The sequence below is a fragment of the Micromonospora sp. NPDC049044 genome, from assembly GCF_040649215.1.
Taxonomy (GTDB): Bacteria; Actinomycetota; Actinomycetes; order Mycobacteriales; family Micromonosporaceae; genus Micromonospora.
Genome location: NZ_JBEZFA010000026.1, coordinates 12,419 through 35,871, shown reverse-complemented (window position 1 = coordinate 35,871; position 23,453 = coordinate 12,419). Strand labels below are relative to the sequence as shown.

The 23,453-nt window shown below is 68.5% G+C and carries 21 protein-coding genes; 13 read left to right on the top strand and 8 right to left on the bottom strand.

The annotated features are described in order from the left end of the window. Positions 1 to 249: 249 nt before the first annotated feature. The 5 genes from AB0B85_RS21410 (at position 250) to AB0B85_RS21390 (ending at position 4,235) form a co-directional block, all read left to right on the top strand. Complete coding sequence (locus AB0B85_RS21410) at positions 250 to 1,197, top strand: RNA polymerase subunit sigma-70 (RefSeq protein WP_357409988.1); 948 nt, start codon at positions 250 to 252, stop codon at positions 1,195 to 1,197. Beyond that, the gene (locus AB0B85_RS21405) at positions 1,194 to 1,730 is read left to right on the top strand and encodes a dihydrofolate reductase family protein (RefSeq protein ID WP_357409884.1); all 537 of its coding nucleotides are present in this window, start codon (positions 1,194 to 1,196) and stop codon (positions 1,728 to 1,730) included. The genes AB0B85_RS21410 and AB0B85_RS21405 overlap by 4 nt, the downstream gene beginning before the upstream one ends. Positions 1,731 to 2,419: 689 nt before the next feature. Continuing rightward, entirely contained in the window at positions 2,420 to 2,965 is a 546-nt protein-coding gene (locus tag AB0B85_RS21400; protein ID WP_357409882.1) for a hypothetical protein, read from the top strand. Between the two features lie 220 nt (positions 2,966 to 3,185). Further along, the gene (locus tag AB0B85_RS21395) at positions 3,186 to 3,578 is read left to right on the top strand and encodes a hypothetical protein (protein WP_357409880.1); all 393 of its coding nucleotides are present in this window, start codon (positions 3,186 to 3,188) and stop codon (positions 3,576 to 3,578) included. Between the two features lie 207 nt (positions 3,579 to 3,785). Beyond that, on the top strand, positions 3,786 to 4,235 hold the full coding sequence (locus AB0B85_RS21390) for an Imm1 family immunity protein (RefSeq protein WP_357409878.1): 450 nt from the start codon (positions 3,786 to 3,788) through the stop codon (positions 4,233 to 4,235). A 188-nt stretch (positions 4,236 to 4,423) separates the two neighbouring features. On the opposite strand, the gene AB0B85_RS21385 is transcribed toward AB0B85_RS21390, so the two are convergent. Beyond that, positions 4,424 to 4,831, bottom strand: coding sequence for a hypothetical protein (locus AB0B85_RS21385; protein ID WP_357409876.1), 408 nt, complete (start codon positions 4,829 to 4,831; stop codon positions 4,424 to 4,426). Between the two features lie 359 nt (positions 4,832 to 5,190). On the opposite strand from AB0B85_RS21385, the gene AB0B85_RS21380 reads away from it, so the two are divergent. Next, a complete protein-coding gene (locus AB0B85_RS21380) occupies positions 5,191 to 5,460 on the top strand; it encodes a hypothetical protein (RefSeq protein ID WP_357409874.1) in 270 nt (89 codons plus the stop codon). 76 nt (positions 5,461 to 5,536) lie between these two features. Here the strand turns inward: AB0B85_RS21380 and AB0B85_RS21375 are convergent, their stop codons facing one another. After that, positions 5,537 to 5,836, bottom strand: coding sequence for an alpha/beta hydrolase (locus AB0B85_RS21375; RefSeq protein WP_357409986.1), 300 nt, complete (start codon positions 5,834 to 5,836; stop codon positions 5,537 to 5,539). Between the two features lie 269 nt (positions 5,837 to 6,105). Between AB0B85_RS21375 and AB0B85_RS21370 the strand changes: the two genes are divergently transcribed. Then, positions 6,106 to 6,450: a hypothetical protein gene (locus AB0B85_RS21370; RefSeq protein ID WP_357409871.1), complete on the top strand. Its 345-nt coding sequence runs from the start codon at positions 6,106 to 6,108 to the stop codon at positions 6,448 to 6,450. Between the two features lie 49 nt (positions 6,451 to 6,499). On the opposite strand, the gene AB0B85_RS21365 is transcribed toward AB0B85_RS21370, so the two are convergent. From AB0B85_RS21365 to AB0B85_RS21355, 3 genes are all read right to left on the bottom strand, one after another. Beyond that, complete coding sequence (locus AB0B85_RS21365) at positions 6,500 to 7,423, bottom strand: hypothetical protein (protein ID WP_357409869.1); 924 nt, start codon at positions 7,421 to 7,423, stop codon at positions 6,500 to 6,502. A gap of 204 nt (positions 7,424 to 7,627) precedes the next feature. Then, entirely contained in the window at positions 7,628 to 8,257 is a 630-nt protein-coding gene (locus AB0B85_RS21360) for a hypothetical protein (RefSeq protein WP_357409867.1), read from the bottom strand. A 225-nt stretch (positions 8,258 to 8,482) separates the two neighbouring features. After that, a complete protein-coding gene (locus AB0B85_RS21355; protein WP_357409865.1) occupies positions 8,483 to 9,112 on the bottom strand; it encodes a VOC family protein in 630 nt (209 codons plus the stop codon). 261 nt (positions 9,113 to 9,373) lie between these two features. On the opposite strand from AB0B85_RS21355, the gene AB0B85_RS21350 reads away from it, so the two are divergent. Next, the gene (locus AB0B85_RS21350) at positions 9,374 to 11,983 is read left to right on the top strand and encodes an NACHT domain-containing protein (protein ID WP_357409863.1); all 2,610 of its coding nucleotides are present in this window, start codon (positions 9,374 to 9,376) and stop codon (positions 11,981 to 11,983) included. A 336-nt stretch (positions 11,984 to 12,319) separates the two neighbouring features. Here the strand turns inward: AB0B85_RS21350 and AB0B85_RS21345 are convergent, their stop codons facing one another. Beyond that, complete coding sequence (locus tag AB0B85_RS21345; RefSeq protein WP_357409861.1) at positions 12,320 to 12,832, bottom strand: DUF5984 family protein; 513 nt, start codon at positions 12,830 to 12,832, stop codon at positions 12,320 to 12,322. Between the two features lie 328 nt (positions 12,833 to 13,160). On the opposite strand from AB0B85_RS21345, the gene AB0B85_RS21340 reads away from it, so the two are divergent. After that, positions 13,161 to 13,442, top strand: coding sequence for a hypothetical protein (locus tag AB0B85_RS21340; RefSeq protein WP_357409859.1), 282 nt, complete (start codon positions 13,161 to 13,163; stop codon positions 13,440 to 13,442). Between the two features lie 152 nt (positions 13,443 to 13,594). Here AB0B85_RS21340 and AB0B85_RS21335 read toward each other — a convergent pair whose 3' ends face one another. Then, positions 13,595 to 17,626 carry a hypothetical protein gene (locus AB0B85_RS21335; protein WP_357409857.1) on the bottom strand — a complete coding sequence of 1,344 codons (4,032 nt, stop codon included), beginning with the start codon at positions 17,624 to 17,626 and terminating at the stop codon, positions 13,595 to 13,597. Here AB0B85_RS21335 and AB0B85_RS21330 point away from each other — a divergent pair. From AB0B85_RS21330 to AB0B85_RS21320, 3 genes are all read left to right on the top strand, one after another. Beyond that, positions 17,617 to 17,922, top strand: coding sequence for a hypothetical protein (locus AB0B85_RS21330; protein ID WP_357409854.1), 306 nt, complete (start codon positions 17,617 to 17,619; stop codon positions 17,920 to 17,922). The genes AB0B85_RS21335 and AB0B85_RS21330 overlap by 10 nt on opposite strands. Before the next feature lie 75 nt (positions 17,923 to 17,997). Then, complete coding sequence (locus AB0B85_RS21325; RefSeq protein ID WP_357409852.1) at positions 17,998 to 18,489, top strand: hypothetical protein; 492 nt, start codon at positions 17,998 to 18,000, stop codon at positions 18,487 to 18,489. Positions 18,490 to 18,683: 194 nt separating this feature from the next. Next, positions 18,684 to 21,926, top strand: a complete 3,243-nt coding sequence (locus tag AB0B85_RS21320) for a BTAD domain-containing putative transcriptional regulator (protein ID WP_357409850.1) — start codon at positions 18,684 to 18,686, stop codon at positions 21,924 to 21,926. 112 nt (positions 21,927 to 22,038) lie between these two features. Here the strand turns inward: AB0B85_RS21320 and AB0B85_RS21315 are convergent, their stop codons facing one another. Beyond that, the gene (locus tag AB0B85_RS21315) at positions 22,039 to 22,410 is read right to left on the bottom strand and encodes a hypothetical protein (RefSeq protein ID WP_357409848.1); all 372 of its coding nucleotides are present in this window, start codon (positions 22,408 to 22,410) and stop codon (positions 22,039 to 22,041) included. 153 nt (positions 22,411 to 22,563) lie between these two features. Between AB0B85_RS21315 and AB0B85_RS21310 the strand changes: the two genes are divergently transcribed. After that, positions 22,564 to 23,394 (top strand): AfsR/SARP family transcriptional regulator, encoded by an 831-nt coding sequence (locus AB0B85_RS21310; RefSeq protein WP_357409846.1) that lies wholly within the window; start codon positions 22,564 to 22,566, stop codon positions 23,392 to 23,394. Positions 23,395 to 23,453 lie beyond the last annotated feature (59 nt).

The following is a 23,453-nucleotide window of genomic DNA, read 5'->3' as shown; positions in this document are numbered from 1 at the left end:
TCAGCCCCGCCGGCCGGGATCCGGCTTCTGCCGCACTCGGCTGGCAAGTGAAGGTCAGGCGTGCGATTCGGGGGAGCAGGTTGGGAGCAGCCGGGTGCCCTGGACGGCCGTGAAAATCGGCCAACGGCATCGGACTGCACTCGACCGCACCCACCGCTTCCGCAGATCCAGGTTTTCGCAGTTCGTCGAGCGGGTGCGCGGGTCCCCGGTGGCGATTCCTTTTCCGTGCGGGCAGAGTCGTAACCGGTGATGAATCCTGACGACCTGGCCCTCGACGAGCGGCGGTTCGCCGACCTCTTCGAGGCCCATCGGCGAGAGTTGCGCGCGCACTGCTATCGCATGGCCGGAGCACTCGGCGAAGCCGAGGATCTGCTGCAGGAGACCTTTCTTCGGGCCTGGCGCGCTCGTGATGGGTTCGAGGGGCGATCCACAGCGCGGGCCTGGCTGTTCCGGATCGCCACCAACGCCTGCCTGGACGCGCTCGCCGGCCGCGGACGCCGGGTCCTGCCGTCGGACATGGTGTCCGACGGGGTGCAATCCTCCTGGCTGGAACCATGCCCGGAGCATCTGCTCGACCCGGCCGACGAAGCAGTCGCGCGGGAGACGCTGGAGTTGGCCTTCCTCGCCACCATTCAGCACCTCTTGCCGCGGCAGCGGGCAGCATTGCTGCTGCGTGACGTGCTCGGCTGGCCGGCTGCGGAGGTCGCCGCCGCGCTGGAGATGACCGTACCGGCAGTCAAGAGTGCGTTGCAGCGCGCGCGAGCGACGCTGCGCGACCGGCTGCCTCGCCACCGCGAGCATTGGGCGCAGGGCGAGGCCACCGCCGACGAGCAGGCGGTGCTGCGCCGGTACGTCGAAGCTCACCGCCGAGGTGATCGGCAGGCACTCGCCGACGTGCTGGCCGAGGAGCTGCGGGTGGAGTTCCCGCCGCTGCCGCTCTGGGTCGAAGGCCGCCAGCCCTACCTCGACGGGATCCGCCGCCACGCCGATCCGGGCGACTATCGATGGATGCCGACCGCAGCCAACCACCAGCCAGCCGTCGCGGTGTATCTGCGTGCGCCCGGCGCACCGCGTTTCCGCCTACGCGCCGTGCAGGTGCTGAACGTGATGGGCGATCGGATCGCCGGGATCGTCGACTTCCACGACCCGAACGTGCTCGATTCCTTTTCGCCGGCTATCCCGTCAGACCTGACATGAGAAAAGTTGTTCTAGCGATGCAGCTGTCTCTCGACGGTTACGTAGCCCGTCCGGGCGGCGAGCTCGACTGGATGTGGCCGACCTTCACACCCGAAACGATGGCCGACATCATCGAGGCCATCAAGCTGACCTCGACGCAGGTAATGGGCCGGGTCACCTACGAGGCCCAGTCCGCACACTGGCCCGGCTCAACCGACGAGGTAGCGCCTCTGGTCAACGCGGCGGAGAAAATCGTGTTCTCCCGCACGCTGCGGGAGCCGCTCGGCTGGTCGGGCGCGCGACTGGCCACCACCGATCTGGCCACCACGATCGAGACGTTGAGGGCAACCGGCGACGGCGACATCGCCTTGGTCGGAGGCTCCGCACTGGCCCGGGCCGCGACCCGGGCCGGCCTCGTCGACGAATACCAACTCATCGTCCACCCAGTCGCTCTCGGCGAGGGGTTGCCGCTGTTCGATACGCCCGTCTCGCTGCACCTGCGGGACCAGCGCCGCTACTCCAGCGGCGCGATGCGCCTGACCTACTCCCGTTGAGCTGATCGTGATCCGGCCGCCGGGCGAGATGCACCCGGCGGCCGGAATCGTGAACACCATCCAACAGCCTCGGATGGTGACTCTTCTCCACTGGGATCGGTGATGGCGAAGGGCCGGGGTGCGGCCGACGACCAGGCCGGCTACGGCTTCGTCTTCTACGGCTATGGCGGATGCGACAACGGCGGCGCTCCGGGCTGCCGACCAGGACCGGACCAGTTCCGCACGGTCGTCCGGACCGGCGGGTCGAACAGCGTCGCAGGCGACCTGTGGCGGGCAAGCAGTCCGACCGCTCGCGGTGACGCCCGTTGCTAGGGTCATCGCCATGATGACGCCGCGACAGGAGGGCGCTTCCGTCGCGCGCTCACACGACTCGACGGCGACAGTCTGCGCTGTCGTCCGGAAGGGACCCGTCCGATGATCTCCGGGTCACGTGAGCCCTCAGGTCCCGACGTGGCTGCCCCTGTCCCTGACGTGGATGCCCACTCGCCGGACAGGTCCGTTCGCATCGCCGCAACGAGTCGGGGTGACATCGCGGGTCGAGGTAGACGGCATACGAACGAGTCGCTGGCCCGGCAGGTGCGGGCCGCGGCCAGGCTCGCGTTGGCGTCACTGCACCCGTGGGTACGCGACGGGGAGCCCTCCGTGTACGAGCAGCGGTCTGGTTGGTGAGCGGCCGAATGAGCAGGAGGATGCAGGCCGTTGTGGCTGGTGTTGTCGTCGTGGCCCTTGGGTTGCTCGGCGGGTGGCGGTGGGGGCCGTTCGGCGACGATGAGGTCGTTCCGTCGTGCAGTGAGTTGGCGGGGGCCTTGCCGAGTGTCGTCGAGGGGGTGTGGACCCTGACCCGTGCCGAGCCGACACGTGAGGTCAGTAAGTCACTGGTCAGCTGTGAGTTCGACTTCTCGTCGGCCGACCGGTCGTATACGGGCAGGATCGCCGTGAGTCTTACCGAGAGCGACGACGAGGCGTATCTACGCGAGACGGCGACGGAAGGTCCCTGTTACGGCGAGCCGGTGCCGTACCCGAGCGCTCCCAAATACCGGGTCGCGCGATCCTGCTCGCAAAAGATCAACGAGAAGATCTTCGCGGGCGTGTTCGTGGCATCCGAAAACCGGTACGCGCACGTATACGCGGACTTCAGCAGCCCAGGTTCTCCCGTCAAGCAGCTCGCCGAGTACGCGAACACCAGCGCTCAGCGCATCACTGACCGGGCGATGACGCTCAAGTCCACCGACTAGGAGTACGCCGTGGGCACGTTGGAGCGCCACTTCGAGGACGTGGTCCAGATCAAGCCGAAGACGTCTCCACCGATGGTTGGGTGACTGTCGTTCGGGTCGATGTGGAGGGTTGCTGGCGAGCTTGCTGGAGTCCACCGCGCTTCCGTCATTCGAGACGCCGATCCCACGGGCAGCTCATGCCGATCAGCGGGCGCCCGTCGGCGTCTGCCACCATGGACCCGTGCGGCGATCTCCGGTCCAGCCACCGATCTCCGTCCTGGCGGACACCGGTGTGGCGCTCGTGGGCTTGTTCTCGGCGAAGGATAAGGAATTCGGCGCGATGCTTGACGTGCTCGCGGCCTCCGTGGAGGCTCATGGCGGACGGGTAGTGGGCCGGCACGTTCAGCGACGGGGTGTCTCGCACGGCGGTGCGGCCAGAATGTCTGTGCCGTTCTCGCGGCGGACACTGCTTAGCCCGGGCAAAGCGCGGGAGATTGCGCAAGCGTGCCGTGCCGCAGAGGTCGGTGTTGTGGTGTTCGTCAACCCGCTCACGAAACACCAACGGGCTGTGCTCGGCGACATGTTCGGGTGCGTCGTGATCAGCGGCGAGGACCTCTTGACCTCCGGTCGTTGAGCGCCCGCACATGGCGCACTCCGCGTGCTACGCAGCGTCTCGCTGAGCTGGCACGGATGCCGTCCGGACGTGCCAATGAACGGGCACCTAATCGTGGCGGCATTAGGCGTTGACGAGCCGACGTGCTGCCCGCCGGCTCGCGGTTCACGGTGCGGACCACGATCGACGGCAGCTGAGGACCTACGAGGGGATTGGTAGGTTCGCGCGGTGAGGAGCTACGAACTGCTGAACTACGTCGCGCGGCCGGACCGGCTCACCGATCCGCTGCAGGCGCTCGACGTCTTCGACTTCGTGGCCCGGGAGATCATGTGGCACGGCCTGTCAGGGCAGTCGGTGATGATCGGCCCGGAGGGCGGCGCCAAGGACCTGCGGGTCGACATCGACGTCGACGCGGGCCGGGCGGCGCTGACCTGGCTCGCCGATGAGACGATCGCCGTAGAGCTGGCCCCGGGCAACCCGCTGGAGGTGGTATGGAACGGCGACGCTCCGCTGCAGAGCATTCCCGCCAGCATGGCCCGGGTCGGCGTGCTGACCGCCCGGCAGGTGGTCGCCGACTACATCGCCACTGGTGAGCGGCCCCGGCCCGTAAAGTGGATCGCGGCCCCGGCGGAGGCAGCGGCGCTGCCCCGCGGCATGTTCTACCGCGGGGGTGCCTGAGCCCTTCTCCGGCGCCGCATCACGAAGAACCCGCCGCGGACCACGGCCAGGCCGCCGCCGCTCACGGTGACGGCGACGAGCCGGTCCACGGCCCGCGCTCCGGGTCGGCGGGGCGGGTCACCCGCGTCGTCAGTAGCCGGTCGACATGCGGATCTCGTACGCCTGGCACGTCTGCCGCCACTGGGACATCACGGGTTATGAACGTTCGCCGAGCGTGCCAGTTTGCGCTGAACGGCCCGGAGAAGAAAGATCGTCTCTTCGTCTGACAGACCGGTCGTGGCCGACCAATCGCAACCGGATCCGAAAATGTCGCTGACGAAAACTACCTCAGTGGCTATCAGGACACGTCGCCAGTCACGACGGCTAAGCGGCTCTTCAGCGCGGATCGACGCGTGCAAAGGACCGGCCTGCGCATAGAAATCCTCGACCCCCTCGAAGCCCATGGCGACTGCCAACGCTTCAGTGCTGTGAGCAGGCCCGCCCCACTCCTTGAGCCCCCGGGCGAGTAGGTGGCGTTCAGCTGCGGTGAGGTCGACCATGACCAGGTCGCTGAGATCCCCGGCTGGCTGACCTGGTTGCGCGTCCGCTCCGTCCATGCGTCGATCGTGCCAGCCTTGCGCCGTGTGGCTGTACAGCCATCCGTGCAGTCAAGCCGGCCGACGGCGGTAGGGCGAAGGCGGCATCAGCCGACAAGAGGAGCAGGCCGGAGAACATGAGCGACGCGGGCCGACAGCAGTCTTGAACTTTGTCGGTCAGGGGTAGCCGTCGGGCTCGCGGCCTGCCCTGCGGGCGGATCTGGCCGAGCTTCCGCAGGGCCTTCCGGGTCGCCTTCGATGAGACCTGGCTGTAGATCTCCAGCTCACGGGCGCGGCTTTCGCCGGTGGACTGACTGACAGAAGGATGCGGTGACGAGAGGTGCGGCCCGCAGCCGGCGGGAGCTGCGTAGGGTGACTCGGTGAGCACTGATGAAGATCGCGAACGACTCGCCGAACAGCTCGTGGCGCTCCCGGTCCATGAACTCGTTGATGTCATGCGGCGGGTCTTGCCGCACTACACCGAGGACGAGAACGGCCTTCGATCGGTGCTGCTCCTGGCCACCACGACCACTGACGAGGACCCCCCACACGTGCGTGACCTTGCGCTCGTCGTATGGCCTGACCGGCAAGCGGTGAACGAATCGCTGAGAGCTGTATGCACTTCGGGCACCCAGTCGATGTTGGCGTAGGGCTCCGCAGCCTTGCCGGCTTCGTATGCCTCGGACCAGGTGCGGTCACGCTGGGGACCCCTACCAGCGAGGCCAATCAGCCCTTTACTGCCTCTGGGCGTTCGACCGTGTGGCGCACGCCCAAGTCGCATCCCCACGAATGGCCTACTACGATCCAGCTGTCGACACCGACCGCCTCACGGACGCCTTCAAGATCAGCAATTGCTTCTTCCATGCTGTGCGGGCCGCCCCCCGAGCGGCCGACGCCGCGCGGCTCTGGGTACCAGGCGCGGTGGTCCAACGGCGAGATTTCACCCCGTTCCAGGTACTGCACACAGCCCGGGCCAGCGGTCAAGACGACGACGTCAGGCCCACGGCAGTTCACGCCAACGTGCATTGCAAACGCTCCGAGCTGGACCGTCCGCGACTCCATGTTCGAAAACGCTACCCAATGTCAGCCGTACGGATATGGGAGCAGTGCGGGTGAGGTGTCGCAGATCAGTTGGCGGACAGATTGCCGCGCATCAGCTGAGGAAGGAGCCACGCAAGCCCGAACAGTACCGAGCCCCGTTACCAGATCAAGGCGGCCGGCAGAGCGGGCCGCACCCGATGGGGCAGACCCGCGGCGAGCACTGACCCCGTCCGCCGAGAGGAGAAGAGCGGCCCATGTCTGTGCAGGAGCCACCAGAGGCAATGACGGAGGAAGCGGTGGCGATGCTGCTCCACCTGGCGTTCATCGAGATCCGTTTCCAGGCATCGACCTTGACCGACGACCAGTCGCCAGAAGGACTGGCCAAGCGGTGTGGCCGGATAGGTGAAGTCGCTGATCTCTGCCACAACCTGCCCGGATACCTCGCGCCAGAACGGCGGGGCCGGGCTGCGGAAGGGCTGCGATACGCGTGGCGGATATCGTCAGGACGCAGACGCAGCTGGCTTCGGAGTCGCTTAGACCACCTCGGATACGACTATGGCTGGCTGGAAGCCCTCGATGTGGAGGAAGCCGCTACATAAAGCCGTTTGTCCCCCTGTCGATGGCGATGTGACTGCACCCAGTAAGATGTCAGGGCAACGAAATCTCTATCCGGATTCCGTCGCCAGCGGTTATCAGAACAGCTGTCGGCGGGCCGAACCTTTCCGCTTCTGGCACGACAATGAACTGGTCACCCCGGACCGCGAGCAGACGTAGGCCCGTGTAACGGTACTTGAATCCGTCGCTTGCGGGAAGCGTGGTCGACGTTATTCCGTGGCCGGTAAAGGATTGATCTTCCTTGGAATACACTGTCACGCTTCTCAGCTCCCCGGACAGAGTGACACGCAGCGCCTGCTCGAAGCCGAGATCTGAGGCGTACGAGCCGGTGGCGGCGGTCACGAACGCCACGACGAGCGCCGCAGATGCCCACACCCTGAGCCCGTAAGCCCTTCTCCGCCCCTGCGTGACCGGGATTCTATTTCGATCTTGGAGTTGCGTCGCGTAGTTGAAGAGCAGTACGCCTGCGGCAGCCGAGAGATACTCGGGCCATCCCGCGCCGCCAGACCAGTCGGTCAGGAAAACCGTCGGCAGCCACTCGAACAGGAACGGCAGGAACGACGCACCTGCAACAATTGCAGCTATCGAGGCTGCACCCCGCAATGGTAGGAACAGGCTGTGTCCGTGCTGCTCCAGCCTTGCGGTGATCGACCGGTGGAATGCTGCTGCCATTAGTGCCAGCCCTGCGAAAATGGCAACCGGCGTGACGAGCGACATGATGCTGTCGGCGGCGTTCTCTCTGCTCTGGAACTGCAGGCCGATCGCTCCGCTGACGCCGAAGAATCCGTAGTAGGCAGATGCGCGTACGTATGCGAACCAGTATAGGTACGCGACGAGCACGCCTACCGGTGCCAAGATGTTGGTTACCACGGTCAGCCACTGAGAAGGCGGATCTCCGTTCAGCGCCGACTCGGGCAATCTGCGATCGGCGACCGCGCGCCGCAACCGATCTGGCATCGGATCCTTCCCATATCGATGGATTTTGACCGCCTGCGGCGAGCATTGTACAAAACAGTCGACGTCCAACGGACTGTCTGTCCTGTTTGGACCTGAATTCAGAGGCAGCCCGTATGGCCGACTCAGCAGGGTTGACCAGAAGGTGCCGGAACACAACGCCGGCATCGATGCCCTGGCGACCGTGTGCAGGCGGTCCAGAAGACGTCAAGGGTGGCGGCGACCGATGAGCGCGAGCTCGGTGATCTTGGTTGCCATCGGGAAGTTCTCGTGAGGAGGACCCCCGCCATGGCCTTCGATGAGCCGGGACAGGTCCGCAATCAGCTCGGCTTGAAGCGCGGACGGGGTGGTCTCCCAGGCATGCTTGATCACATTGAAGTACGCCTCATAGGTGCAAGTACCTCCGACGGCCGCGTTGTCAAAGACCGGGAAAATCCGGGGAAGTAGGAAGTGGCAGAACTTCGACGGGAACACCGGAGACTCCGACTTCACCGGTTTGAGCCGCGCGACGACCGCAGTGAACGCCTGCACCTGAGCCCAGGTGACGCCGGTGATGTCCATGTCCTGCACCGGCGCGCACGCCTCATGCCAGGTGCGAGCCAGGTCGTCTCGGTTCTCGTTCAGCAAACGGGTCACGTCGGCTTGGGACAGAGGTCGCAGGGCCTTCCACACAGTCAGCCGCCGCAGGAAGCCCGCCCACCAGTCGTCCCGAAAATCTCCGCCCGGGTTCTGAACGGCCAGGACCTTGTAGGTGCTGTTGTGAAAGTCATTCGGCCAACTCGTCTTCGTCTGCCACCACCGGACGCCGGCAGCGAACTGCTCCCTGTCGATCGACACGGGCGCAGCCTATGACCCGGCCACAAGTCTCGACACCAGAAGGACGCGACATCGGGGACTTCCCTCACCAAGGCCCGCCGCCAGCGACGCTCCACAGGCGACCTCAGCGCTCCGCACCGAATCACGGTCCTCCACAGAGAACCGCACCAACCGTAAGCAGCGCCTCCTGCGCTCAACAAGGCCGTGGATTGAGGGTGACCCGCTGGCAGCGGTGCCAGAGCGGCGCTACTCGCGGCCGACCCAGGTTGCGACGCATGCCTCGTTGCCCTCGGCGTCAGCCAGCACCCACCACATCGGCGCGTGCTCCTCGGATACGAGGTGGCCGCCTGCGGCCAAGGCGGCGGCGATGCGGGCCTCGGCCTGATCGTGCGGGACGGCGATATCGAGGTGCATGCGGTTGCGTTGTGGACGCGCCGCTTCCATCGTCTGCAACCCGAAGCCTGGGCCGCGTCGTGCCGGGTCGGCCAGGTAGTTGTCGCCGATCTCGCGGTAACCGAGCAGCGCCCGCCAGAATGGCAGCACCCTCGCGCTGACGAGTACGTCGAGGGTGACGTTCACGAGCTGCACGGCGGTCGGGTCGGCGGGAATGTTCAGTGCCCTGGCGGCGGCCGAGATCTGCCGGGCCAGCCCGATGTCGCGCCGTGACAGGGACACTGTGACGGCTGCGTGGCGCAGGTCGACGTTGAGGTGCCGCTGCTCGCTCTCGCTGGCGAGCTGACCGATCTCATCGACGAGCGCGATGCCTTCGGCCAGCGATCCGGTACGGAAATAGGCCGAGACCAGGTGGTACAGGGACCGCCAGTCCTCGACACCGTCGGCCTCGTGGAACTGCCTGGCGCTGATCTGCGCAGTCATGCTGGCGAGGCTAACATCGGCGGCGCGGGCCGCCCCTTCGACAATAGGTCGACTGGCAACGGCGAACTGAGGTGAGGTGTCAAGGACCCTTTCCGCTGCTGCCCGGGCCGGCGAGACGGCAATCTGACCAGACGCCACATGACGGTCACCGGCAAGGAGGGCCGGGGCCGGCAGGTTCTCTCCAGGCACGCCGGGCGGTTCGCCGCAGGCACCGGCATCGGGGGTTTGGCCGTCCGTGACTGATCGGGTACGTTCCGGCGTGTGGCGTCCCGGAAACTGGCCTTCGTCGACGCGGTGCGACTACTCGGCGGCGACGCGGATGCGGTGGGCTGGCTCAGCCGGCTGGCCGGAGTCGCCGCAGCGGCGGTAACGGTCACGACCGTCGGTGCCGTGGACCTGTTCGCGGTGCGCGACGAGCTCGTCAAATGGGGCAACGCGGCTGTCGGCCGGATCCGGGAGCGGACGCACGGGCTGGGGCGCTTCGACCGGACACAACTGCTTGTCGCCGCGCACTCCGTCATTGTCGTGACGTCGTTCTACGAGGCGCTCGACGAGTTCCTGATCGAGATACCCGAGCTGGATCTGAGTCGAGCGGAGCTGACCGCGGACGAACAGGTCGCCTTGGCGACGAAGGGACCCGCGACGCAGCAGTACGCCGAAATGGTGGCCGCACTGGTCCACAGACCGCCACCGATGCCCGCACCGCACCTACCGTTCGAAGAAGCGCTGAAGGCGCTGGGGGAGCACTACCGAGCGGTGGCGGGTCGGCTGCACGCGTTCCTTGGCGGGCTCAGCGCGTTCGAGCGAAAGCCCCTCGACGATGCGGCCCGGCTGATGCGCCAGCGGTTGCCTGGCCTCGCGGTCGACCGGTACGCGGCGGCGTATCGCGCGCTCGCGCTCCAGGCACCGGAGTTCGGGGTGTGGTCGGGGATGGTCGACGGTCAGGCTACTCGCGCGGCACTTGCCGACGCGGTCGCCGGCCTGCGGTCGGAGCTGGGCGAGCTGCGCGACGCCGGGCACACAGCCGTCGACAGCGTCAGGGAGGGGCTCGGCGTACGGCATCGAGCGTGGCTGACGCGGTCCGTCCTCAGCTCGTCCGCCGCTCCGCCCCACGCCACGCTGCCGACCCTGAAGCAGTCCTACGTGAAGCCGTCGGGGCGCGTCGCTGTCGCTGGGCCGACCGACCTGCCCGTTGGCGAGGCGTGGTGGTGGGCCAGACCGCCGGTATCGGACGTCCACGATTTCCTGTTTGGTCATCTGACCGGGCAGGCGGCGGTAGAGCAGCCGGCGGTGGTGCTCGGTCAGCCCGGGTCGGGCAAGTCCGTGTTGACCCAGGTGCTCGCCGCCGAGCTGCCCGAGAGCGACTTTTTGACGATCCGGGTCGAGCTGCGCAAGGTCCACGCGGACTCGTCCGTCCAGCAACAGATCGAGCGGACCCTCTACGAGATGCTCGGCGAGGCCGTGACCTGGCCGGATCTGGTCCGCCGAGCCGGCCCGGCGCTGCCGGTGGTCATCATGGACGGGTTCGACGAACTGCTACAGGTCACCGGCGTCAACCGCGCCGACTACCTGGAACAGCTCCGGGAGTTCCAGCAGCGAGAGGCCGAGCTTCGACGCCCGGTCGCAGTCCTGGTGACGAGCCGGACTGTCGTTGCCGACCGCGCCCGCTTCCCGCCCGGCACTGTCGTCGTCCGGCTGGAGCCGTTCGACGACAGACAGGTCGCCACGTGGCTCGACGTGTGGAACGACGTCAATCAGGCGAACCTGCGACAGCGCGGCCTGCGCACCCTGCCGGTCGCGACCGTCGCGCAGTACGGCGAGCTGTCCAGGCAACCGCTGCTCCTGCTGCTGCTCGCCCTCTACGACCTGGGCGACAACGCGCTGCAGACCGCGGGCGGCGGCATCGGCCGAGTCGACCTCTACGAGCGACTGTTCGCCGACTTCGTCGCCCGGGAGGTCGACAAGCACGACGAGGGCCGCAGCGCCGAGCAGCGACAGCTGGAGATCGACGCGGAATGGCGACGGCTGTGCGCCGTCGCCATCGCCATGCTGAACCGGGGCGGCGACGTGATCTCCGAGACGGACCTGGAGAACGACATCGTGCACCTGCTCACGCCGAGCGATCTAGGGTGCGCGCCGTCCGACTCCATGCGCCGAGGGCTCACGGTAGGGCAGCTGCTCGTCGGCCGATTCTTCTTCATCCACCAATCCGAAGCGAGCCGGGGGACTGGCGCTTCGGAGCGTAGCTTCGAGTTCCTGCACGCCACGTTCGGCGAGTTCCTTGCGGCCCGCCAGCTCGTCAACGCGCTCACGGACCTGGTCGAGGACCGATCCCACAAGCGCCTCCGACCTGGAGCGGTGCTCGACGCCGGTTTCCTGTACGCCGTAACGTCGTTCATCACCGTCGCGCGTCGTGCGCCACTGTGGGAGTTCTCCCGTGGCTTCATCGACCGGCTCGACGCCGACCAGCGGCGACGGTGCCGGCAACTGGTGATCGAACTGCTGGCCGATGCCGGCTTCCTGCACCCGACCTGGTCGCTTGCCGGGTACGAGCCTCGCCGCAAGCCGGTGGCCGCCCGGCACGCCACGTATTCCGCGAATCTCGTCTGCTTCGCCGTCCTGCTGTCAGACGCGCCGATAGACGCGGCCGAGTTGGTGGGGGAGCCGGCCGTCGTACGGTGGCGGGCCCAGGCCCTGCTGTGGGAGAGCCAGCTCGATCCGGAGGACCGCCAGCGTCTGTGGCGGGTGCTGAGGGTGACCGGGTCTGCCGCATTGACCGTGTGGGGCCGACGATCCTATGACGATGCGGTGTCCCGTCACATGGTTCCGGACGTTGCGGGCCCTGCGCTCAGGTCGCACCCCGTGAAATAGCTCTTCGCACTGCACTGGGACCGATCCGACGTTGCATGCCAGTGCCTGGCGCCGCTTGGCTGTCCTGGTGGCCGCGTGGTTGGGCCGGCTCTACCGCCAGCGTGCTTCGACTGAGGCAGCTGGGGCTGGCGGGGAGTAATCGTGATTCGGGTTCGACGAACTGTTTGCCGGGCGGGCCGGGGCTTGCCTCAGGCGGAGCTGCCAAGAGCCGGGACGAGTTCTACGGCGGCATCGTGTTGTTCGTCGATGGTCAGGCTGTCTGTGCTGCCCGGAGGGTCTACTCCATTGGTGACGAAACCGTTCGAGGCGTCGGTCCGACGGCGGTCACCTGCTCGGCTACGTCAGGTTCGGCAGGGTCCGGGAGCCATCGTCACCGAGCAGCAGGCGGGCACCTCGGCGGACGACGCTCCAATCGGTCTTCGGGGAGCGGTCGAGGTTTCTGGTGAGCCAATGCCGCCGGTCTTCGTGTTCCCGCCGCAGATGGACGAGATCAAGGTCCACGCCGGGTAGCCCGCCGCGGCGTTCCAGCTCCTCGACCCGCTGCCCCATGGCGTCCATCAGCTCGCGGTTGAGGGTGTGCACGGCCTCAAGGTATGCGGTGGTCGGGACGCTAAGTCGGACTGAGGTGTCGGCGGTAAAACCGATCTTGCCGTCGTCCTCGTGCCGCCAATCCATTGTGATCTCGTCGCGATCGTTGCGGGCGGTACGCCAGAGCCGGAGCTGGGGAGGATGGCGCAGGTAACCGAAGTCGAGGTAGTGCTCGTCGTGCCAGATCGCGGCCGTGACGACTGGATGGTCGGGTACGTCCGCGTTGCCGTCGTCGGTCCGGTCCTCATCCGGTCCTTCCACGAACTCGAGCGGGTCACACGTCCACTGCGCGCGGGAGGCTCAGTGATCGCAGCGAACATTCGACGCTCGGGCGACGACGTGTCGACGCCCGAGCAGGTGCGCGAGGCAGCTTCCGGCGACTGGGTGTTGAGCAGCCGGACGCTCGACGTGTATGGCGACGTCCTGCTCGCTGTGCGCATCGGCCGCGTCCGTGGTGCGTTCGACATCCTGGGCTGGGAGACGGTCGACGACGGCCGGATCCGATTCGACCTGCGTGAGTCCGATGAGTATTCCTGGCTGGTGGGAGGGGAGAGCCCCGTGAAGTGGAAGCAGGGCCAGCAACCCGGTCGTGTATCTCGAAACCGGCGACGTTGGCGAGAAGCCGCCGAGCGGCGCCGTGGCCCAAGCGGTCCGGCCTCGCCGCGGCGTTCATCGCATCGTTGTCGAGACTCGCGGCCTGTCAGACAATCAGGCGGCCCAACTGCACCACACGCTGATCACCGTGGCGGGGATGACCGGCGCGCTGCACAACTACCGCGCCACTTCGTTGGTGCGGGAGATGGTGGCCGCGCGGGAGGCGCTGTCGTATGACTATCGGTCGGCGAGCAGCCCGAAGAAGATCGCCGACTGAGCAGGCAAGGGCCGGGCCAACGGCCATGACGTCACGATCGTTGGCCCAGCCCGGAAGCCCGGAAGCCCGGAAGCCCGGAAGCCCGGAAGCCCGGAAGCCCGGAAGCCCGAGCAGCCGGCGGCCGCCCGGGCTCCCGGATCATGACGCGTTCGTCACGGGTACATCTGCGCGACGGTGAAATTCATCGATTGGGCATAGAGGCTGACACCGGTCGGACTGTTGGGGTGGAAGGACTGCTGCGACGTCGGGCCGTCCGGGATGTCACCCGGCGACTTGTCGGTCACGATCCCGTGGATGCCCACCGGCGAGCCGCATACCGACTTGCCCGCGAACTCGTCGATCGGGTCGGAGTAGTACGCGATCGTCCCGCCGTGCGCGGTGTTGAAGTCGCGGACGACGTCCAACTGCTCGTCGCGCAGCAGCACGCTCATCTCGGACAACCACACCCGCTCCTCATCGCTGAGGAGGAGCTTGATGGGGCAGAGCGGGTCGCCGCCGATCTCGACGATCTTCGGGTACCCCATGAGCATGATCTTGGCATTCGGCGCCTTCTTGTGGATCTCCTCCAGCACCTTCGTGTTCGACCGGGGGACCGTGTCGGTGATGCGGCGCCGGGTCGACACGTCCACGGTGTCCGTCTCGCCCGACAGATTCGCCTTGAAGCAGTCCAACGGGCCGGCCATGACGAGGCATTCCTTGACCACCGGGCCGAACTTCGCGTCGTTGCCGCCGATCGAGATCGTGACGAGCGTCGTGTTCTCGTCCAGGTAGCCCTTGTCGAGCTGGGACACCTCCAGGTACTGGCCCTTGCCCCGTTCGTTGTCGGCGTTGCGGGGCTCGTTGCTGACGGTACGCAGCGGCAGGATGTTCTCCGTCTCCGCGCCCGAACAGGCGATCAGGTGGTAGTCCATGTTGACGTCGTGCTGCTGGCTCGTGATGTCCGCCCGCGACCCGATCGGCGTGGACGACCCGGGCAGCACCGCCGTGCGCGACCACGCGTTCTTGGAGCGGTGGCAGCCGTTACGGAAGGCGTTGTCCCTGTTGTTGTCCGTCTCGCGGTAGTAGTCCGAGCCGTTCACCGGCGAGGCGCCCTCGCCTGACGAGAACGAGTCGCCGAGCGCCACCACCTGGTGCTGCGGCTTGCCCGGCAGCGGGATGAACGCCGCCGCGTCGAAGGCCACGTTCTCCTGCGGCCGGCCCAGGGCCAGGTCGCCCTGCCCGCTGCTCGGTACGTCGTCGCGCAGTTGTGCCAGCTCCTCCGGCGTCAGGTCCGACACCATGTTGGTCAGCTCCACCTTCGGGACGTTGTTGAACTCGAACACGCCGAGCGCCACCCAGCGGTTCGCGTACCCGCGCTGCTGCACCATGCGGGTCTTGACCACGCCGTTCTTCGTCGTGATCTTGTATGCGGCCTGCTGCGTGGTACCGAGATGGTCGGGTATGTGGACCATGACCCGCATCCAGCCGTTCACCGTCCGGTCCAGCGTCCACGTCCCACTGACGTAGAGGTTGCTGCCCGGCGGGCGGGTGTGCGTGAACCAGTAGTGCGCGCCGTACCCGCCGCCGACCTGGTGCAGGTCGATCTTGCCCGGGTACTGGAGTGTGCCGTTCTGCGTCTCGCCGGCGAACCCGTGCGTGAACGTGCCGCTGTTCGTTCGTCGGGTGCAGAGCCAGCCGGCCTCGTCACGACGTGGGCTGACGACGTCGTTGATCACGTCGTCGACCACCAACGCGTTCGCCGGCAGGTTGGTGCCGCACGCCGGGTAGTAGCTCACCCCGGCGGCCGGATACGCCCAGCCAGGGTCGTACCTGATGGCTTCGTTACCGCAGTCCAGACAGCCGGGTTTCCAGTCCGCGGACTGGTTGTACCAGCACTTGAGGTCCCGTTCGCCGATGACGTTCACGTGGTGGCACGGGCCGGCCGGCTCGTCGATCACATCAGGCGCCGTCGGCGGGAGGTTGTTGCCGTAGTAGCAGTCGTTGGACTGGTCGCAGAACGTCTGGAGGTGCGGCTTCACCCGCGCGCGCCCGTCGGGCGTGCTCCACCACGCGTACCGGTAGCCGTCGGTGTAGGTGTCCGGCTTCTCGATCGCGTTGAGTGGGTGTCCGGCCCAACCCATGATCTTCTCCGGGTACGGCCAGTGGCTCGGGTGCCGCGCGTCGTCGTAGGTGTACTCCAGGAACGCCTTGCGGTTGGCCGGGTACCTCGGGTTGGCCGGGTTGTTCGCCCAGCCGACGCCCCACGGCCCGTCCGTGCTGCCCTCCGGCTCGTAGAAGCCGGTGTTGTAGGCCCACACCGCGAAGAACCAGCTCTCGATGTACTGCGGGTCGCCGCCGTTGACCTTCATGTTGTACGCGTCGACCTGGTTCCACTTGTCCTGCAGGATCCGCAGCGACTGGGAGATGTTCGCGGCGAAGTCCACCGAGATGGCCAACTGCTGGTTGTACGGCAGCGGGACCTCGTTCGGCTTCTGGAACCCGGGCTTGCGCATACCGTCGGTGACCTGCCCGACGCCGTAGCCGCAGTCGGACTTGTCCCAGCGGATCGTCCAGTCGTCGCTCGTGTCGGCGTCGTAGATGTCCAGCCCGTAGTAGTTGCCGATGAGCGGATTGCCGAACTCGCCGGGCAGGACGTGCGGCGAGGCCTGCCACAGGTTCGACTCCTGGGCGAGGATGCCGAGCATGATCTGCGCGGGCACGTGGCCACCGCCGTTGAGCGGCCGCATCGGGAACCAGTCTGCGACGCTGTAACCGGGCAGGCCGGACTGGTTGAAGTTGTTGCCCCGGTTGAGGATCAGCGAGTCCTGTACCGCCATGTCGACGACCCACTCGATCTCCCGGGCGCGTGGCTGGTACACCTGCACCCGCACGTCGTTGCGGGGAATCGCGCACCAGGCGGCCGTGTCGACCGGGTCGTGTAGCGGTGTCGCCAGCGTCGTGGCGCCCGGTGCCGGCCGGGCCCGCCCCGGCGTCTTCGGGTTCGCCTGGGCGCCGGCGTCACCCGACGTCGGCGTGGTCGGCGCGACCGCGAAGTCCACGCTGCGACCGGTCGCCGGCACCTTCGCCTTCATGGTGAGCGACCGCCCGCGACGGTCGTCCGCGGCCTGCGCCGCCCGCGGGTCGGTCGTCCACTTGATGTCGTCAAGCAGCAGGTCACCCTCGCTGGACATCTCCGCCTGCGGGGCCGCGTCGAGCTTCGCGACACCCGTGGGCAGCTTGTGCACCTTGGTGGGGGTGCCGGTGATGCCGACCCGACCGCCCGCGCCCTTGACCACGTTCATGTCGGTCGTGCCGCCCTCGGCCAGCGTGGCCGTCGCGCCGGACTTCACAACGGTCCGCTTGACCCGGCCGGCCTTGCTGTCGGCATCCATGTACACGACGGCGTCGCCGTTGGCCGCCAGCCGGAACGGTACGCCGGTGGTCCTCGCGACGGCCGACCGGCGGCCCTTGCCGTCGACCTTGACCAGCGCGCCGTTGTCGGCGGCGATGATCTCGTCCTGGACCGGTAGCGCCGAGGTGAGCTGGCCCGCCACCTGGATCGGGGCGGCCACGGTGCCGGTCGCGGCGTCGAGCTGCGTCAGACGGGTCTTGCCCGAGCCGGTGTCGCCGCCGGTGAACGTGCTCAGCACGACCTTCTCGCCGGTACCGCAGCCGGGGCTGAAATACGCGAGGGACGCGTGTGCGGCCACCTTCCGGACGGACTGGTCCTTGAGGTCCACGACCGCCACGAAGGCACCGCGGTCGAACAGGTCGGGTTTGTTGGTGTAGGCGCGCGGCGCGTACGTGACGACCAGCCGCCGGCCCGACTCGGTGAGGCAGCCGTTGCCGATCCACTGGTCGGTCTCCAGCCCCGGCTCGCTCAGCGTGGCCGCGGTCGTCCAGCTGTAACCGGAGGTCGCCGACGCCACGAGCACGTGCAGGCCGGTCATGTCGCCGGAGAGGGTCCAGGCCCGGTCCTGCGACGTCCGCCAGCCCTGCTTGAGGACGGAGTCCCGCTGACCGGGCGGCACCGTGGTGGACGCCACCTCCTTCGGGGGCGGGTCCGGCGACGCGGCGGCCGGCGCGGGGAGCGCCACGAGACCGCTGGCGACGATCGAGGTGGTGGCGAGCGCGACGGTGGCGCGAAGGGCGGCGCCGGGACTGAGACCGCGCGGCAGCGCGGGGCGGTGCGGCGATGCTGACACTGCGGTTCCTCCACTGTGGCTTGGGGTCGATGCAGTGTCTGAACCGCGCTCACCGTCGGCGCATCACGATGCCATCGTGGGCGTATCGCGCCCCACCACACGGGCACAAACACATGGACCTGGAATTCGGCGTACGCGGCCCGCTCCGCAGCACCACAGGCACCGGACCGATCGAGGTCACGGGCCTGCGCACCCGGCCGATCATCGCGATGCTGCTCGTCAGCCGCCGCCGGACGGTAACGACCACGGACCTGATCGACGCCGACGTCGATGGCGGCAGGACAGCGCGCGGATGACCTGACGATGCGGCAGCGGTGCGGCGACGCCGAAGGATCACTCCCACGACATCCGGTACGACTGAGGAGAACAGCATGAAGGTAGGAGAGGTCCGGAAGCATCGACTGGTGCGGGCGCTGATCGCCCTGGTGGCGTTCCTGGGACTCGGCGTGGTCACCGCGGCGGTACCGGCGTCGCCGGCGCTGGCCGCGTGTTCGGGCGCCGGCTGTTACAACGTCAATCCCGACGGCCAGTGCAGCGGCACCCGGTACGGATGGACCGGCGGCGGCTACGACAGCGGACTCGGCATCGTCGTCGTGAAGTCGCCCGGCTGCAAAGCGGCCTGGGCCCGCCTACAGAACGACCAGTACCTCCGCTACAACGGTGGGACGTTCACCGTGCGCATCGAGCGGCGGGTGTGGTCGTCCTACGGCTACTGGTACACGGGCAGCCTCAGCAAGCAGTTCCCCTCCACCCACGGCGGGGTGTGGACAAACATGCTCGAGGATCTCGACTCCTGGGACGAGCACCAGGCCTGCTTCAACTTCCTGGGCGGCGCTTGGACCTGCACCCCCTGGATCAGCTGAGCAGCAGGCGGAGGTCAGGGTCCCCCGGTGACGCGGGGGCCCTGAGATCCGTCATCCTGCCAGCCGGGTGTCGACCCGGGGGATCTGCGGCCGCGAGGTCATGTCGAGCGCCACCGGAAAGCTGGCCGCCAGGTGCGTTGTCCATAGACGTTCGACGCTCGGTCGGTGCTGGTTTGCCTTGTTAGCATGCGGCTGTGGAGCTGCGCCTGCTTGGCCCAGTCGAGGCTGTCATCGACGGACGGGTAGTGCCCGTGCGCCGCCGTCAGGAGCGACGACTGCTCGCCATCCTCGCGATGCGACCGGGCCAGTTCCACTCCGCGGAGCGACTCATCGACCTGCTCTGGGAAGATCGGCCTCCGGCCCAGGCCCGAGGGGGCCTACAGGCCATGATCTCGCACCTGCGGTCCACGCTGGAGCTGGGCCGGTCGGTGGAGCCCGCGTTGCTCGCCCGACCCAACAGCTACGCACTGGAGATCCGGGCGGAGCGGGTCGACGTGCACCGGTTCACCGCCCTGGTGGCCAAGAGCAGGGGCGTCACCGACGCCGGTCAGCGCATCGCGATGCTCAGCACCGCGCTCGGCCTGTGGCGGGGCGCCGCCCTGGCCGACGTCTTCGACGACGCCCAGCGGAGCCGGCTCTTCCCGGAGCTCGACGAGGCGCGACTGACCGCGCGGGAAGAGCTGCTGGACGCGCGCCTCGACGCCGGCCAGCACCGGGAGATGTTGGCACCGCTGCACGAGCTGATCAGTGAGGCGCCGACCCGCGAGCGCCCGGTCGAGCTGCTGATGCTGGCCCTGAGCGGGATGGGTCGTCGCACCGAGGCCACCGCGGCCTACGCCACCCTCACCGATCGGCTCGCCACCGACCTCGGTGTCGCTCCCGGTAAGCAGATCCAGGCGACCTACCGGACGCTGTCGCGCGCCACCGCACCCCCGGACACCGCGCCGACATCTCCCGGCGGGCCGGCGCAGCTACCACGGCCGCCGGGGCACTTCGTCGGCCGCGACGCCGAGTCGCGTCAGCTCGACCGCCTGCTTGCCGACGCGGCAGGGCCGCAGGTCCTGATCCTCTCCGCGGTCGTCGGCACGGCGGGTGTGGGAAAGACGGCGACCGCCGTCCGGTGGGCGCACAGCGTCCGGGACCGCTTCCCGGATGGGCAGCTCTTCCTCAACCTGCGTGGTTACTCTGCCGGCCGGCCCATGCGCTCGGCGGAGGCGCTCGGCGCGCTGCTGCGGGGTCTGGGCGTGCCGGCGGCCCACATTCCGGCCGATCCGGAGGAGGCAGCGGCCCGCTACCGCAGCGTCGTCGCCGATCGCCGGCTGCTGATCGTGCTGGACAACGCCCTCGACGCCGAGCAGGTGCGGCCGTTGCTGCCCGGGTCCGCGGACAGCCTGGTGGTGGTCACCAGCCGGGACCGCCTGACCGGGCTCGTGGCCCAACAGGACGCCCGCCGCCTGACCATCGGACTGCTCCCGGAACCGGACGCGATCGAGTTGCTCACCGTTCTGCTCGGCGCCGACCCGCGAGCCGCCGAACGCGACGCGATCCGGGACCTCGCCCAGGTCTGCGGTCGGCTCCCGCTGGCCCTGCGGATCGCGGCGGCGCTGCTGCACGACGAGCCTGACCTCGCGGTGTCGGCGTACGTGCGACAGTTGCGGCAGCGGAGCATCGCCGCCCTGGCGATCGACGACGACCCGAGCGTCGCCGTGCAGACGGCGTTCGACCTCTCCTACACCCGGCTTCCCGGCGAGGCCCAGCGGATGTTCCGCCTTCTCGGCACCGTTCCGGGGCTCAGGCTGTCGGTCGACGCGGTCGCGCACCTCGCGCAGACCACCCAGGACGCGGCCCGTCGGACGCTGGCCCGACTCTTCTCGGCGCACCTGCTGGAGTTCGACGACGATCGCGTCGCGCTGCACGACCTGCTGGGGCGCTACGCGGGCCAGCACAGTGCGCGGCAGGCCGGCCGGCCGGAGGCGCAGACCGTCCTCGCCCGCCTGTTCGCGTGGTACCTGGTCCGCGCGCAGGCTGCCGGTGACCTGTTGGCGCCGGGGCGGGTCCGCCTGGAGCTGCCGGCGGGCCTGGCCACCGGTGACGCCGGCTTCCCGGACCGTGACGCGGCACTGGCCTGGCTCGAGGCCGAGGAATCGAACATGGTGGCACTGATCAGGGCGGGCGCCGACGGCACCTCGAGGGCCGCTGCCGCCCTGCTCGCCGACCAGCTACGAACGTACTTCTGGGTGACCCGCAATTCACTGAACTGGCTGCTCGTGGCGCAGGCGGCGCTGCACGCGTCGGGTGGGGACGGCGACCCGGCCCTGCGGGCGTCGGCACACATGAGTCTGGGCAACGTTTACCACCTCACGGGCAACCAGCTGGTCGCGATCGCCCACCAACGACGGTCGGGTCACCTGTTCCGCAGCGCCGGCCACCCGCAGGGCCAGGCCGCCGCGGCCGGCTCGCTCGGCGCGGTCTTCGGCGACCTCGGGCAACTGGCGACGGCAGCGGCCTGCTTCGAGCACGCGTTGCGGCTCAACGAGCGGATCCGCCACCGTTACGGCATCGCGGTGATGTCGAGCAACCTCGGGACGATCTACGGCATGGCGGGTCGACTGCGGCTGGCGGTCGAGCGACTCACCGCCGCCATCGACATCCACCGGGAGGACGGCGGACGACCCAACGAGGCAGTCGTCCTCACCAACCTCGGCCTCGTGCGAATCGTCCGGGGTGAGTACCCGGCCGCCCTGGACGATCTTCACGCAGCGGTGCGGACGGCCCACGAGGTCGACATGGCGTCGATCGAGGCGAACGCGTTGGCGGGGATCGGCCAGATCCACACGCTACGCGGCGACGTACCGGAGGCGAGATCGGCGCTTGCCGCCGCGCAGCGTCTCGCCGACCGTACCGACGACTGGCACTGCAAGGCGTCGATCGACATCGCCGAGGGGTGCCTGCTCCGGCTGACCGGCGACCCCACCCGCGCGGCGGCCCGGTACACCCGGGCCGCCGAGTGGGCCAGGTCGGCGCGGACGTTGGCGACGGAGGCCGAGGCCCTGGTCGGCCTCGCCGCATCCGTCGCGGAGCGGACGCCGCTGTTGGCCAGCTCATCCCTGGAGCGGGCGGTCACGTTGGCCCGACAGTCCGGCGCCGCGGTGATCGAGATCGACGCGCTGGCGGCGTTGGGCGAGGTTGCCCGGAGGCGTGGCGACCCCGTCCAGGCGGCCCGGCTCGCCGGCGATGCGGCACATCGCGCGGAGGCGATCGGGGCACCCCTGGTACGCGCCCGCGCGCTGATCACCCTGGGCCACCTGGAGGACTCCTCGGGGGCCTGGCAGCAGGCGCTGGGCATCCTGGATCCGCTCGGCACTCCCGAGGCGGACATCGTCCGGGCCCTGCTGGAGCGGCACGACGGCCGTCCGGTCGGCGTGCCGGCCGGATAGCCGACCTTCCCGCCGGGGCGGGGCCGGTGCCCGGGTGATGCGCCGGTGATGGGGGCCGACGGAGGCAACCGGAGGGGCCGCAGCGCGCGACCCCTCCGGACCGAGGCGGGCGCTACACGTTGTCGATCGAGCCGTCGGCGCCCAGGGCCGTCCCGTGCAGTTCCAGCCGGTAGCTCGAATAGAGGCCGGGCACCCGGCCCGAGGTGCAGTTCGCCGGGCCGATGTTCCCGCTCTTGACGACCACGCCGTTCTGGTAGTCGCGGACGCGGAAACTGGCGCCGATCGTGCCACCGCAGACCTTGTAGTCGATGAAGTGTTCGACGTAGTTGGATGGGATGTAGTACGTCTGGCAGCTGGTCGACAACCCGCTCACCGAGCAGTAGTCGCTTGTCGCCAGCGCCGGGGACGCGACAAGCAGCGACGCCGCCGCTCCCGCGACCGCCGCGGCGGCCAGGCCTCTGCGAGCCCGTCTGGTGATTTCCACAGTGCCTCCTGATGGGTGTTGTCAGCCCCGTGAAGTCGGGGACGCCTCGTCTGGTTGCCACGACGTACGGCGCTGCCAAGGAAACGCCAACCCGGCCTGGGCAACCTGACGACCAGGCCGTGCGCGGGGTGCGGTCGGCATGGAGGTCATCGCATGGAGTTCCGGATCCTCGGCCCGCTGGAAGCGTCCGTCGAAGGAACGCCCCTGCCGCTCGGCGGACGCCGACAGCAGCGGATCCTGGCCGTGCTGCTGCTGCGGGCCGGCCGGGTGGTCCCGGCCGACAGACTGGTCGACTGCCTGTGGCCGCTGCGTCCGCCGGCCACCGCGGCGAGTCAGATCCGCAACTGCGCCGCGGCGCTGCGCCGCCAGCTCATCGCCGGCGGCCTGCCCGAGCATTCGCTGGTACGCCGGCCGGGTGGTTACCTGCTGACGGTGGAGCCTGGCGCGCTGGATCGGACCCGCTTCGACGACGAGGCCCACCGGGCTCGGCAGGCGCTCGCCGCGGGTCGCGCGGCGGAGGCCGTGGGGTCCTTCCTGCGCGCCGAGAACCTGTGGCGCGGGCCCGCCATCGCCGGTCTCGCCGACGGCATGCTGGAGCCGGAGGCGATGAGCCTGGAGGAGTCGCGACTGCAGGTGATCGAGGAACGGCTCGAGGTCGAGCTGAGTCTGGGCCGACACGCACGGGCCGTACCGGAACTCACCGCACTGGTCCGGACTCATCCCGGCCGTGACCGCCTGCAGGCGGCCTTCATGGTCGCGCTCTACGGCAGCGGGCGGGGTGCCGACGCGCTGGCTTCCTTCGACCGGCTGCGCTCGTCGCTGCGCCGAGAACTCGGCCTGGAGCCGAGCCGGCGGCTGCGAGACCTGCGCCAGGCCATCCTCACCGAGGACGAGGTCCGGCTGCCGCCGCTGGGCGGATGGGGGCCGGCTCGCGACGGTGAGCCTCATCGGCGGGCATCTCCTCTTCGTCCACAAGGAAGGTGACGAGATGCAGCTTCGGCAGTCGAGACATCAGCGGAGCATCGTCACCGCACCGGCCGCGG